The 13,774-nt window shown below is 48.7% G+C and carries 11 protein-coding genes; 9 read left to right on the top strand and 2 right to left on the bottom strand.

Annotated elements, in window-relative coordinates; genetic code table 11:
* The first annotated feature begins 5 nt into the window (after positions 1 to 5).
* From ACN0R8_RS01435 to ACN0R8_RS01410, 6 genes are all read left to right on the top strand, one after another.
* On the top strand, positions 6 to 1,514 hold the full coding sequence (locus tag ACN0R8_RS01435) for a TolC family protein (protein ID WP_417594340.1): 1,509 nt from the start codon (positions 6 to 8) through the stop codon (positions 1,512 to 1,514).
* Between the two features lie 85 nt (positions 1,515 to 1,599).
* On the top strand, positions 1,600 to 2,739 hold the full coding sequence (locus tag ACN0R8_RS01430) for an efflux RND transporter periplasmic adaptor subunit (RefSeq protein ID WP_417594338.1): 1,140 nt from the start codon (positions 1,600 to 1,602) through the stop codon (positions 2,737 to 2,739).
* Positions 2,736 to 5,849: an efflux RND transporter permease subunit gene (locus tag ACN0R8_RS01425; RefSeq protein WP_417594336.1), complete on the top strand. Its 3,114-nt coding sequence runs from the start codon at positions 2,736 to 2,738 to the stop codon at positions 5,847 to 5,849. The genes ACN0R8_RS01430 and ACN0R8_RS01425 overlap by 4 nt, the downstream gene beginning before the upstream one ends.
* Positions 5,850 to 6,011: 162 nt before the next feature.
* Positions 6,012 to 6,923, top strand: coding sequence for a 2-hydroxyacid dehydrogenase (locus tag ACN0R8_RS01420; protein WP_417594334.1), 912 nt, complete (start codon positions 6,012 to 6,014; stop codon positions 6,921 to 6,923).
* Positions 6,924 to 7,158: 235 nt separating this feature from the next.
* On the top strand, positions 7,159 to 8,421 hold the full coding sequence (locus ACN0R8_RS01415; protein ID WP_417594332.1) for an SLC13 family permease: 1,263 nt from the start codon (positions 7,159 to 7,161) through the stop codon (positions 8,419 to 8,421).
* Between the two features lie 128 nt (positions 8,422 to 8,549).
* Entirely contained in the window at positions 8,550 to 10,478 is a 1,929-nt protein-coding gene (locus ACN0R8_RS01410) for a B12-binding domain-containing radical SAM protein (RefSeq protein WP_417594330.1), read from the top strand.
* A 10-nt stretch (positions 10,479 to 10,488) separates the two neighbouring features.
* Here the strand turns inward: ACN0R8_RS01410 and ACN0R8_RS01405 are convergent, their stop codons facing one another.
* The gene (locus ACN0R8_RS01405; RefSeq protein ID WP_417594328.1) at positions 10,489 to 10,743 is read right to left on the bottom strand and encodes a YkgJ family cysteine cluster protein; all 255 of its coding nucleotides are present in this window, start codon (positions 10,741 to 10,743) and stop codon (positions 10,489 to 10,491) included.
* A gap of 206 nt (positions 10,744 to 10,949) precedes the next feature.
* Between ACN0R8_RS01405 and ACN0R8_RS01400 the strand changes: the two genes are divergently transcribed.
* From ACN0R8_RS01400 to ACN0R8_RS01390, 3 genes are all read left to right on the top strand, one after another.
* Positions 10,950 to 11,228 carry a peptidylprolyl isomerase gene (locus ACN0R8_RS01400; RefSeq protein ID WP_417594326.1) on the top strand — a complete coding sequence of 93 codons (279 nt, stop codon included), beginning with the start codon at positions 10,950 to 10,952 and terminating at the stop codon, positions 11,226 to 11,228.
* 174 nt (positions 11,229 to 11,402) lie between these two features.
* Positions 11,403 to 12,050: a c-type cytochrome gene (locus ACN0R8_RS01395; protein ID WP_417594324.1), complete on the top strand. Its 648-nt coding sequence runs from the start codon at positions 11,403 to 11,405 to the stop codon at positions 12,048 to 12,050.
* A 12-nt stretch (positions 12,051 to 12,062) separates the two neighbouring features.
* Positions 12,063 to 13,061, top strand: coding sequence for a c-type cytochrome (locus ACN0R8_RS01390; RefSeq protein ID WP_417594322.1), 999 nt, complete (start codon positions 12,063 to 12,065; stop codon positions 13,059 to 13,061).
* Between the two features lie 76 nt (positions 13,062 to 13,137).
* Here the strand turns inward: ACN0R8_RS01390 and ACN0R8_RS01385 are convergent, their stop codons facing one another.
* Positions 13,138 to 13,476 carry a HopJ type III effector protein gene (locus ACN0R8_RS01385; protein WP_417594320.1) on the bottom strand — a complete coding sequence of 113 codons (339 nt, stop codon included), beginning with the start codon at positions 13,474 to 13,476 and terminating at the stop codon, positions 13,138 to 13,140.
* Positions 13,477 to 13,774: the final 298 nt, after the last annotated feature.

Raw genomic sequence — 13,774 nt, 5'->3', positions numbered from 1 at the left:
TTGTGGTGTCCGATTCCAACGTAAATATTAACGATACACAGAATACAGCAGACGCTGCCCCAGACTTTAATATAAAAACCTCTGCTTTTGTTTTTCTGTTAGCTCTGTCTGGATGTAGTGCTTATGAAGGGCGGAGCACGCCTGATCCTCAGGCACTGGGTATTCCCGCCCAGTGGCAATCTGTTATAGATGAAGCGGGCTCTTCGCCGGAGAGCCTGTTTCTTGCCGACAAAAACACACAGAATCAGCTCTATTCACCATTGTTGGCGACAACCGCTCAAACACGTTGGGTCAAAAATTTTAATGATCCTTCCCTGGCTTTATTGGTGGAACGTGTACTTTCCAGTAATGCTTCTCTCGCAGCAGAGGCTGCTAAGGTAGCGAGTGCCGGAGCCGGACAGATTCAGTCCGAATCTGCTCTGTATCCAACCCTGGACCTGACAGGCAGTATCAGTGAGAGCCAGACCGGTGATAACCGATCCAGTAGTGAGAGTGTCAAACTGAACGCAGGTTTTGAATTGGATCTATGGGGTAAGCTCAGCGCCCGTGAGCAAGAAGCCAGCCTTAACTATGCAGCGGCAAGAGCCAGCTTCTCAGGCGCAGCCCTCGATCTGAGCGCTGATGTTGCAGAGGGTTGGTACAATCTTATTACTCAGAAAAAACTCCTTAAGCTCTACAAACGCCGGGAAGATACGCTGATCAATGCCCTTAAAGTTGTTGAGCAAGGTTATCAGAATGGTCTGAAAGAGATTGATGAGCTTTATAGTGCAAGGCAAAGTCTGCAGGATGAAAGAGATAATATGACATCCCAGGAGCAGATTGTGACGGAGCAGGTTCGGGCTCTGCAGGTTTTTCTTGGTCGTTACCCCGATGGCAGGCTATTGAACGAAGAAGGGTTAGAGTTACCTGAATTGCCCGCATTAAAGACTGAAATTCTGCCCTCAGAGCTTATTACCCGTTCACCGGCACTGCAGTCATACTGGCTGACATTATTGGCAGCCGATGCCGGGCTTGCTGCTGCAAACCGTGAGCGCTTCCCCAGTTTGTCACTGTCTGCCTCTGTCGATCAGAGCATTGACTGGAACCTGATGGCCAGTCTGACACAACCACTTTTCAATGCCGGTAAACTTGCTGCCGCCGAGGATCAGGCCGCTGCGAATGTTGAACAGCAGGAAAAGCTATATCTGCAAACTGTTTTTTCGACGTTCGCCGATGTTGAAAATGTATTGATGCAGGAGACAACCCTGGCGCACCGTTATCAGCTGGCGTCAGAGGACCTGGAGACCGCCCGTAATACCACAACGCTGGCCTTGAGCCAGTATCAGCTGGGATTAACGGATCTGGATAGCCTGCTTGCGGTACAGAAAAGTATGCTTGATTCTGAGGCTCAGTTACTGACATTACATAATCAGAGACTCTCCAATCGTATCCGGTTGTACCAGCTTTTAGGTGGTGATACCCGATCTGAACAAGCATTTTTAGCCGATAGGGCTCCGTCTTCAGATGCGCTTTAGGGCTGAATGCGATCAAAAAAAATCAGGGCATAACGCCTTTTAACACATACCATATTTAAAAAGACGCTCCGGCACAGGTTCTCCGATGCTTAGAAAATTATTACCTCTCATTGTTATATTCGCCATGATAGGTGCCGCTTGGTTTATTTTCTCTAACCCTCCGGCAGTGGATCGTTCACCAAGAGCGCGGGCTGCCGCAATGGCGGTTCAGATTGATAAGATTAAGCCACAGGATTATCAGCTGATTGTTAGACGCTACGGACGTGTTTTAGCCCGGCAGCGTACCAGTTTGGTGGCGGAGGCTGCGGGTAAGATTACCTATATCGCGCCTGAATTAAGAACCGGTGGGCAGCTGAACAAGGGGCAATTGCTGCTCAAGCTTGATGATTCCCGTTACCGGGCGGAGCTGACAATCGCGGAAGCTTCCTTGACGGAAAGCCTGCAGAATTTGGCGGATGAAGAGACTCAGGCGATACAGGCTAAACAAGCCTGGAGTTTGTCCGGTCAGCCTGGTGAACCCAACGAGCGGGTTTTACGAGTGCCCCAGCTGAAAGCAGCCCGGGCTAAAGTTGCCAGTGCCCGCAGCTCCGTTCGATTAGCTAAGATCGCTTTGCAGGACACACGCCTTACAGCTCCTTTCTCAGCCAAGGTGGCCAGTGTTGACGTTGAAGAGGGACAGGCCATTAGCTCCGGCAGTGAAATTGCAACTCTGATAGCGGATAGAGCACCAGAAATTGAAGTGGCTTTGCACCAGCGTGATCTTGATTATCTGTCACCGGAAACTGAGCCACCGGCTTTAGTTCAGGATGAGGAAAAGCAATATCAGGGGTCGCTTCTGCGGACTGCTGCTGAGCTGGATAGCGCCAGTCAGCAGCTGATGGCGACGGTGACTCTGGACGGTCGCATATCTTCTGACGGCAATAAAGAATCAGCACAGAGTTGGCCGCAGGTCGGTCGCCTGGTTGAGGTTGCCATCGACGGAACAGAGCTTAAAAATGTGATTGTGATTCCTAATACCTCTGTTTATCAAAGCCGCTATGTCTACGTGGTTGAGAAGAAACGTCTGAAAAGGCGTGAAGTTTCCATTAGCTGGCATGATGATGTTTATTCTGTTGTCAGCAGTGGCCTGCAGCCCGGTGAGCAGCTTGTGCTGACGCCTCTTGGTCAGGTGACCAGTGGTACCCGTGTTGCTGTTACTGAAAAAAATGAGGGCCAGCAGCCATGATCGCCTGGTTTGCCCGCAACCATGTTGCTGCTAATCTGATGATGATCTCTATCTTATTGGCGGGTATTTTCTTTCTGGTTAAGAAAGTTCCTTTGGAGGTTTTTCCATCGATCGAGTTTGACCAGGTTAACGTATCCGTCAGCTTACGTGGTGCCAGCCCGGAGGATATGGAGCAAGGCGTTGCGATTCTGATCGAGCAAAGTATTCAGGATCTGGAAGGTATTGAGGAGATTGTCAGTCGATCGGCGGAAGGTAGTACCCAAGTTAGTATCGAGATTGCCGATGGCTATGACCCTAAGGAATTGTTAACTGATATTAAGTCACGGGTTGATGCGATCAATAATCTTCCATCTGATGCTGATCGCCCGACAGTGGCCCTGGCTGAACGTATTCGTGAAGTGATCTCTGTTGCAATATCCGGTGATCTGTCAGAGCGTGAAATTCGCCAATCAGCGGAGCAGGTGCGTGATGATCTTATTCGCGCGTCAGGGGTGACTCAGGTGGAGCTGGCCGGGGTGCGTGACTATGAAGTTTCAATTGAAGTGTCACCACGAAACCTTAAAGAGCATGGTCTGACCTTAGGGGATATTGAGCAGAGCATCGAGTCTGAATCAACGGATCTTTCAGCGGGTAATATGAAAACCCTGGGCAATGAAGTGCTGATCAGCTCAAAGGGGCAGCGCTATACCCAACGGGAGTTTGAGAATATTGTTGTCAAAGCGGATGGGAATGGTGGCTTAATCCGCCTTGGTGATATTGCGACCGTTCGTGATGGTTTTGAAGAGTCCCCCCTGAGAACCCGCTTTAATGGTAAGCCTGCAGCCATGGTTGATGTCTACCGTACCGGGCAGGAAAGTGCTATCGCTGTTGCGGATGCGGTGAAAGAGTATATTGCTTCCCGTCAGGATAGTTTGCCGGATGGTCTCGAAATCAGTTATTGGGATGATGACTCCGAGGTTGTTAAGAAGCGCCTGAATACTCTATTGAGTAATGCGATGCAAGGGGGCTTACTGGTACTGGCACTACTGACACTTTTTCTGAGACCTGCTATCGCATTCTGGGTTTTTATCGGTATCCCGATCAGCTTTATGGGTGCTTTTATCCTGCTGCCTCTGCTTGGCGTCAGCCTGAATATCGCCAGTTTATTTGGCTTTATTCTTGTGCTGGGGATTGTGGTGGATGATGCTATTGTTACCGGTGAAAATGTATACAGTCATCTCAGAAAATCCGATAGTGGTCTCGATGCTGCGATTGCGGGCACGAAAGAAGTAGCCGTACCTGTTACTTTTGGCGTATTAACGACGGTAGCAGCCTTTTTGCCTCTGGCTTTTATTGGTGGGCACAGGGGCGCTATTTTTTCCCAGATACCTGCTGTTGTTATTCCTGTACTGTTGTTCTCGCTGATTGAGTCTAAATTTGTCCTTCCTGCGCATCTGAAATATATCCGGTTGCGTCAGGGCAGTGAAAAACAATCACGGCTTGAACGCTGGCAACAGGGTTTTGCGGATGGTTTTGAACGCTTCATTCTGCGTTATTACCGGCCGGCGCTTAAGCGCGTGTTGCGCTATCGGTATACTGCTCTGGCATTCTCTGTCGGAGCACTCATTCTTCTGTTTGCCACGGTCAGCTCAGGATGGATGCGCTTTACCTTTTTCCCAAAAGTGCCCAGTGAAACGGCTCGGGTAACGCTTACCATGCCCACAGGGACCGCTTTTGACGTTACAGACCGGTTTGTTATTAATATGACCGATCAGGCACGAGTGCTTCAGGAAAAACACCGTGACCCTGTATCCGGTGTTAGCGTTATTCAGAATATATTTTCAACGACGGGCTCTCGTGGTGACGCTCATGTGGGGCAGGTGAGGTTTGAAATTACTCCGGCAGAAGAGCGCGATTCTGAGATTACCAGCCTACAGTTAGTTAATGAGTGGCGTGACCTTATCGGCCCAATACCTGGCGCAGAGTCGGTTGCTTTCAGGGCGGAGTTCGGCAGGGTTGGTGATCCGGTGGATATAGAGCTTTCCGGTTCAGATCTTAGTGTGTTGTCTGAAGTGGCTGAACAGGTCAAAGAGCGTCTTGCCACCTATCCAAGTTTGTTCGATATCACCGATTCTCTGGCAGATGGTAAGCAGGAGTTGCAGGTCGAACTCAAGTCTCAGGCGTATATGCTTGGACTGGATCGCTCAACGATTATGCAGCAGATTCAGAAAGCTTATCTGGGTACGGAGGTTCAGAGTATTCAGCGGGGCAGGGAAGAAGTGGTCGTTATGTTGAGACTGCCCCAGCAAGCACGTAACTCTATAGCAGACCTGCTGGACCTTGAGGTTGTAAATAGTTCGGGAACCCGTATTCCGCTATCGCATCTGGTAGAACTGAAGCCAGGTAAGAGCCCTTCCGCCATCTATCGCATTGATGGTTACCGAACAATCAATGTCACTGCGGATATGAACAAAAAGACGGCCAATACGACCGTAATGAATCAGGATCTTAAGCAGTATCTCGATCAGTTAACGCAGCAGTATCCTTCTGTTGCTTATACGCTTCGCGGTGAGGCGGAAGAGCAAGCTGAGTCATTCGGATCCCTTCAGATTGGTTTGCTGTTAGTTCTTTTTGTGATTTATGCGTTACTGGCAATCCCTTTTGGTAGCTACAGCCAGCCATTGATTGTGATGTCGGTGATCCCCTTTGGCGCTATTGGTGCGGTATTGGGACACGCCATCATGGGTATGCCTCTGACTATTATGAGCCTGATGGGGCTTCTTGCCCTGGTGGGTGTTGTTGTGAATGACAGTCTGGTATTGGTGGACTTCGTCAATCAGAAGCGTGCTCAGGGAGATCGGCTTCATAAGGCGATTATGAGCGCGGCGCCTAAACGGTTCCGCCCTGTAATGCTGACTTCGATGACAACCTTTATCGGTTTATTCCCGCTGTTATTTGAAAAATCAACGCAAGCGCAATTTCTGATTCCTATGGCGGTTTCCTTAGGTTTTGGGATTTTGTTTGCTACACTGATTACACTGTTTCTGATCCCTGTTAACTATATGATTCTTGAAGATATTAAGTCTTTTATGCATCGAAGCAAAAAAAGCACTTATGATCCTGACCATTAACCACAGGCTGTTTTAGGCTGATCCAATAGGGGAAGGAAACAGCTTTCATTTTCAGGGGTATGGGAAACCTGGAAGACATACTTCATGCAGCAGCCGAAACGGATACCGGCTGCTGAATCTGCAGGGTTGGCACTATGTTGCTCTACCTGCTAAGGATTTACGATGCGTATCCTATTGTCATCCCCACTGACAGATCAGGGTTTCTATCTTGATGCTTTGCATAAATTTTGTCCCTACGCTGATATCCGCTTATGGGAAGATATAAAAGAGAGTGATTGGCAGGCAGAGTATGCTCTTGTCTGGAAGCCCGAAAACCAACTGTTTCTTCATCAAACCCAGTTGCGTGCGATCTTCAATCTTGGTGCTGGTATTGATGCATTGGAGACGCTACCTGATCTGCCGCTGGATATCCCACTCTATAAATTACGGGATGCCGGGATGGGGCAGTGGATGCTGGAGTATGTGCTTTACGGCATGGTTCACTTTGGCAGGCACTTTGATCGCTATCAGAATCATCAGAAACGTCAAATTTGGCAGCCAGAGCTGACGCACTGCTTACAAACCCGAAAAGTCGGTATCCTCGGCCTTGGCCCTCTGGGTGTATTTGTTGGTCAGCAATTAACCCAACTGGGTTATAGCGTTTTAGGCTGGAGCCGAAGCCCGAAACCAGACCTTGGTTTTGAGCAGGTCAATGGCTATGACGACCTTGATGCTTTTCTTTCCCGCTGTCAGTTTCTGGTTAATCTTTTGCCTGCAAAGGATGAAACCTATCATTTATTAAATGAGCATCGTCTGATGCAGCTACCCCGTGGGGCGGTCGTGATTAGTGTAGGCCGCGGCAGTGTGATTGATGAGCACGCTTTGTTGGTTCAGTTACAGACTCAGCATCTGCGAGGTGCATTGCTGGATGTTTTTGAACATGAACCCCTGGCAAAAGAGCACCCTTTCTGGCAACAGGAAAACCTCCTGATTACACCGCATATGGCAGCTCCGACTCAGCATGAAGAAGCCATTAAGCAGATATTGGCTGATATTCTGGATATTGAGCTGGGTAACGGACATAACCTAATCTGATACCCGGCTCTCTGCGGGTATCGCTTATCCCAGGCCCTTTCATAAATGAGAGGGTGGCTTATTTTCCCCGGCAGGTAACTGATGTAACTCCCTCTGTAGATTACAAATCTTTACTATGTTTACTGGGTTTTCTGAGCTTTATCACTGATCTGTAAAGCATCTTCCACTAAAATTCCGGCGCAATTCCACAGCAGTGCAGTGGACATTTCGTTTTCTGGTTTGAGGATGCTTCTTTATGTTTGACCCTGTTTTGATGGGGTGTTTGATTCTGCTGGTGATCGCTGCATTGTGGGTGACCGAATGGATTCATGTCAGTATGACAGCCCTACTGGTTCCGGTATTAGCGGTAGTCTCCGGGATTTTTGATGTGAAAGAGGCTTTCAGCGCTTTTGCTAACCCGATTATTTTTATTTTTTTGGGTGGCTTTGCCCTATCTGCTGCTTTGCATAAGCAAAAGCTTGACCAAAGAATCGCTCAGACTATTCTGAGTATTGCTGCAGGCAAGTTGAGTAAAGCGGCTAATCTGATTTTTATGGCCACTGCCGTTCTGTCGATGTGGATTTCAAACACGGCTACGGCAGCCATGATGCTGCCTTTGACTCTCGGTGTGCTATCTGCGCTGGACTCATCGAAACACCGGCGTACCTATCTGTTCTTTCTGCTGGGTATCGCTTTCTCGGCAAATATCGGTGGTATCGGAACCTTGGTGGGGAGCCCACCCAATGCCATTGCCGCTGCAGCGGTTGGGCTGAGTTTTACGGGGTGGATGCTGGTTGCACTGCCTGTGGTGTTTGTCCTGATGCCGGTAATGATCTTTACATTAAAATTCACCTGCAAGCCGGAATTGAGCCAGCCAGTTGCCTTTGAAGCGGAAAAATTACCGCCTCTCAATCATGCTCAGCTTATGACTCTGCTTGTGTTTGGCCTGACGGTTTCGGGCTGGATTTTCAGTAAGCCTCTTGCGGCATTTCTGGGTATTACCAGTGGTATTGATGCCGTTGTTGCGGTTAGTGCTATTTTGTTACTAGCGGCATTACGGCTACTGGATTTTAATGAGCTGAACGAACAAACCGATTGGGGGATTTTACTGCTGTTTGGTGGCGGCTTAACGCTGAGTGCTCTGTTGTCGGCATCAGGGGCCAGTGCATTTATCGCGAATCATATTATTGTGATGATTGAGCACACACCTCTGATGGTTTTTATTATCTGTCTGATCATTTTTGTTATGGTGTTAACGGCAGTGGCCAGTAATACCGCCAGTGCTGCACTGCTGTTGCCGATCTTTCTGCCGCTGGCGGAAGGTGTGGGTCTGGGGCAAACGGCTCTTGCGGTATTGATTGCCATTGGTGCTTCCTGTGCATTTACTCTGCCTGTGGCAACACCGCCAAATGCCATTGTATTTGGCAGTGGCCTTGTACCGCAAAAAGAGATGCTCAGGGTAGGTTCGTTACTCAGTCTTGTTGTGCTTCCGATTTTGGTGGGCGTTGGCCTGAGCTAATATCTCCTTATTTGGCAACCCAGGCAACTGTGATGGCACCATTTGGTAAAAGCCTTAGGGCTTTTACTGAGGTCATTTGTTAGAATGCGCGCCCTATTTAATACTCGGTTTTACGATTAAGGCAGGCTATGACCGTTCTTCTGATGACTCCACCGATGACACAGCTGAATACACCGTATCCGGCAACAGCTTACCTGACTGGCTTTTTACGCTCCAGGGGCTATGACGCGGTGCAAAGAGATCCGGCCATTGAGCTTTTCCTTGAGATGATGACCGCCCAGGGGCTGGATATTATTCGTCAGCACGTCGAAGAAAACTTTGAACAATTTGATGAGGACCAGCTACCACCAGTTGTTGGTTGTTTTCTCAGAAAATTTGACCGTTACCGGCTTTGCGTAGAGCCCACGATCCGCTTTCTGCAAGGTAAAGATCCAAGCCTTGCCCTACGAATTATCTCCCGCACCTTTCTGCCTGAAGGCCCGGCTTTTGATGCTATTGCTCAAATGGAAACCGTTTCCGGCGATGTACTAAAAGCGGCTTTTGGTGATTTGGGGGTACAGGATAAAGCAAAGTATCTGGCAACCCTGTTTATCAACGACCTTTCCGCTGTCATTACCCAGGGTGTAGACCCTTATTTTGAGGTTAGTCGCTATGGAGAGCGCCTTGCGGCGGCGAACCCCAGCTTTGATGCCCTCTATGATACGTTAATGGCAGAGCCCAGCTTCAGCTCAGAGATTCTGGAACAGCTGGTGGAACTCTATGTGGAAGAAGCCCAGCCTAGTGTTGTTGCGTTAACGGTGCCTTTTCCCGGTAACATGTTGGGCGCTTTACGGATTGCACAGACCTGCAAAGAGATCAACCCTGACCTGCCTGTCGTCATGGGTGGGGGCTTTGTTAATACTGAACTCAGGGCCCTGAAAGATCCGCGAATTTTCGAGTTTGTCGATTTTATCTGCCTGGATGATGGCGAGCGGCCATTATTGACCCTGCTGGAATACTTTTCTGGGCAACGTCAGGCCGATGATCTGGTACGTACGTACTTTCTGGCAGAGGATGAGTCAGGACGACAATACGTACATTTAAATGAAAACCCTGTGCTGCATGATATTCCGCAGACGGATGTAGGCACACCGGTTTATGACGGCTTGCCACTGAATGATTATCTCTCTTTATGCGAGATGCTGAATCCAATGCATCGCATCTGGAGTGATGGTCGTTGGAACAAGCTAACGATCGCCCACGGCTGTTACTGGAGAAAGTGCAGTTTCTGTGATGTCACTCTGGACTATATCGATCGCTATGACGAAGCTGGCGCCGATATATTGGTTGATCGCATTGAACAGCTGATCGAAGAAACCGGTCAGACGGGCTTTCATTTTGTGGATGAAGCGGCACCACCAAAGGCACTTTTTGCCATGGCTCGTCGTTTGATAGAGCGGGGTGTGGTGATAAGTTGGTGGGGCAATATCCGCTTTGAGAAGACCTTTACGCCTGAGCGTTGCCAGCTGTTAGCTGATTCCGGTTGTATCGCCGTCAGTGGTGGCCTGGAAGTTGCGTCCGATCGATTACTGAAGTTGATGAAAAAGGGGGTCAGTGTTGAGCAGGTTGCCAGGGTAACGAAAGCTTTTAGTGATAGCGGCATTTTAGTTCATGCGTATCTGATGTATGGCTTTCCAACGCAAACTGAGCAGGAAACCATTGATGCTCTTGAAATGGTCCGCCAGATGATGCAGGAGGGATGCTTTCAGTCCGCATATTGGCATCGGTTTGCAGCCACCATACATAGCCCCATTGGCGTTAATCCGGATGAATATGGTATTCGCCTTGAGCCGCGGCCTGAAACCTTGTTTGCTGAGAATGATGTCGAGTTTACTGATCCTACAGGGACAGATCACGACCTGCTTGGAGCAGGGCTGCGCAAAGCCTTATACAATTATATGCACGGTATCGGTTTTGATCAGCCGATAGCATTCTGGTTTGAGCAACCCGTCGCGACTACGGGGGTGAAAAATGACCTCATCCCCAGGGCCGTCAATGATTTGATTATCAGCCGCTAAGCTGACTGTATCAGGTACAGCGTTCCAGTTCTGTCAGTAGAATAAGTGCCTGTTCCCGGGAGTCCCCGCAGACATAGTCCGCCGGCTGGAAATCGCCGCAGACTTTTGGTCGTTCAGGCTGTCCAAAAAGCTCGCACTTCAGATCGGGTAGCAGGTGAGCGCAAGGTACGCCTGCCGGTTTGCCCGTAGGCATTTTTGGCAGTGGGCTGCTGATACTGGGGGCGATGCAGCAAGCTGCGCAGCCTATACGGCATGTTAGCGCCATTTATACTCCAAATATGCGAAATTCAGGGAACCTGAATGCTTTTCTATGATCTTAGTCTATTAATTAATTCCAGAAGAGTTGGCAATATACGCCGGTATCCCTGATTTCCCGTATTATGCCTTACTTAGGCGGCCTTTTGTTAACCCGCTATACCCACATCACGATTAAATGAGTTGTTAGACTCAACTCAACAGAGGAGACGGATTATGCCCGTTGCAAGCGCACGTCACATTTTGGTGGCTGATGAACAGCAATGCCTGAGCCTGAAGGCGGAAATTGAATCCGGTAAAGATTTTGCTGCTGTAGCTCAGGAGCACTCACTTTGTCCATCCGGTGCTGAAGGTGGCGATCTTGGCAGTTTCCGCCCCGGTGAGATGGTACCGGAGTTTGATAAAGCTGTTTTCTCCGGTGAACTCAATACGGTACTGGGGCCGGTTAAGACTCAATTTGGCTACCACCTGCTGGAAGTAACTAGTCGTAACTAATTTGACATAGCATATATCTCTTAATTTAGTATTATCTATTTTAGGGTGTCCGAAAGCCTGCTGATGGGTTCATCACCAGGCTTTAATTCTATCTGGATGATAGAAAATAATAAAAAGACATCCTGATAAGCGAATGCTTATAAAAATGGACTGCTTGATTGATGAGGTATGCTTATGAAAAAGCAACTGAAGCCCTGTATTGCCAGCTTAGTAATAGCCCTAAGTAGTGGTAGTGCATCCGGGTTGGCATTAGCTGATGCGGACCCGATAAAAGGACAACAAACATCGGCGATGTGTACCGCCTGCCATCAGGCGGACGGTAATGGCAAAAGTAACGCTGGCGCTGAGTCCTGGCCACGACTCGCTGGCCTGAATGCGGAATATATCGAAAAACAACTGCAGGATTTCCGTGGAGGGCTCAGGCAGAGCGCCACCATGATGCCCTTCGCTAATATGCTCACGGAACAGCAAATTAAGAATGTTTCAGCCTATTATGCACAACTCCCTCCTAAGCATACTGAAACGGTATCGCTGACTACTGAGCAGCAGGCTCTGGGCAAGCGTCTTGCTGTCAGGGGTGATTGGGATCGGTATATTCCCGCCTGCAACAGTTGTCACGGGCCAGATGCAGCCGGAGTTGGGAAAAGCTTTCCGGAACTGGCGGGGCAACACTCAGATTATATTCGCCAGCAACTGCACGCTTGGAAAAACGGAAGCCGCAGTAATGATCCAAACAACCTGATGCTGGCGGTAGCCAAACGGATGACAGCGCAGGATATTGATGCCGTCGCTTTATGGCTTGCTAAACAGCCGATCAAATAAGGGAGATTGATCATGGATATTGCAAAGAAACGGGGCGTGCTATTGCTGTTTGGGATAATGGGTTGTGGCATAACCGTCGCTGATACTTCAGTGAAACTGCCGGAACCGAAAGAGGGGCAGTATGTTCATCAGGCACCGGCTCTTGAGGATCTGGAAAAAGATGAAAGTTTAAAGCCGCAGTTAAAGGCTGTCATCCGAAAAGGCTACGATCTGTTTATGAATACACAACAGCTTCGTGGTAAGAATGTCTTTAACGATATGAACTGCCGAACCTGCCATATGGGTGAAGGGCGTAAAATGTGGGCTGCCCCAGTTTGGCCTGCCAGTACGACATTGCCTGATTTTCGGGGTAAGAATCAACATGTTAACTCAGTTGAAGAGCGGATCGCAGGCTGTTTTGCATTCTCGATGAACGGAAAGCCTCCCGCCTACGGTAGTGATACCATGCTTTCTCTTGTGGCCTATCAGCAATGGATGGCCAAAGGAGCCCCTGTTTATGAAACCAATATTGCAGGCCGGGGTTTTGGCAAATTAGAAAAGCCAAAACTTGAGTCGGATTATGGCCGTGGTGAAGCGGTCTTCTCCGAGAACTGTGCGATTTGCCATGGCGACAAAGGCCAGGGCCAGAAAAATGCTCAAGGAACGGTTGTTTTTCCACCTCTATGGGGAGATGGAGCATACAACTGGGGAGCGGGTATGACCCGTATCTTTACCGCCGCCGCATTTATTAAGCACAACATGCCATTAGGGCAACCTGGTAAGTTAACTGATCAGGAAGCCTGGGATGTGGCCTATTTTATTAACGCTCAGGAGCGTCCTCAGGATCCTCGTTTTGTTGGTAGCGCTGAGGCTACCCGCGAGAAATTCCTGAACTTCCATAAGCATACGCTATACGGAACTAAGGTTAATGGCCGAGTACTGGGTGCGCATACGAATACCGGTGAGAAGCCTTTCCTTAAACCCGATAATCTGAGGCCCCGCACCTTTGAGCAGGGCTCCGACAGCTGGTAGCCGTAACGTCATCAGATAGAACAAAGCCTGATGCAATTGCATCAGGCTTTTTTGACTTAGCTAAAATTTTATCGGTCTATCTGGGTGTCAGTGTCTGAGATTCAAAGTGGATGCCGTCCCAGCCATGGCGCATAAAATTACGAATATTTCCATGGTCTGTGCCCTCCGGCGTATTCAACACATCCTGATAAAAGCGCCCGAAGCAACGAAGGGTGCTCTCTTGACTCAGCTGCTGATCTTTTGCAAATGCAAAGATTTTACAGCTGCCTTCATTTTGACCCGCTTCATTTCTTATATCGCCGTTACTGAAGGCGGTTGGAGTGTAGTGGTAGAGATTGGCAATGACCTGTTGGGTTTCTTCAAACTCCGGGCCTGTATCTGTTGCAAGTTTATTCAGGAAGTCATTTAAGTTCATCAGATCGCCTTGCGTGGTATATAGGTAAATTGTGGCAAATATCCCAGTGGATACTGACTGATTATTTTATAAAAAGACAGTCTGTAAGGCTTCTGGCTTATATAAAAAAGAATTCCGCCCTTTTGGTTTTTATTGGGATGGTGGGCAGGTTTTATTTTATGGGCTCGGGTCGGCCAGTATTCTTTATGTTTAACACGATTTAGGCTTGTTAATATAAGACGCTGTGACGACTTTGTTGTAGCTTTTTTGTAACACATGGCCAGTTCAATGCTTATTGAATATATGTTTTTGAGTCCTG

Origin of the sequence: Oceanospirillum sp. (assembly GCF_048265165.1) — a bacterium.
Classification (GTDB): domain Bacteria; phylum Pseudomonadota; class Gammaproteobacteria; order Pseudomonadales; family Halomonadaceae; genus Oceanospirillum.
This window is presented reverse-complemented; position numbering and strand designations above follow the sequence as displayed.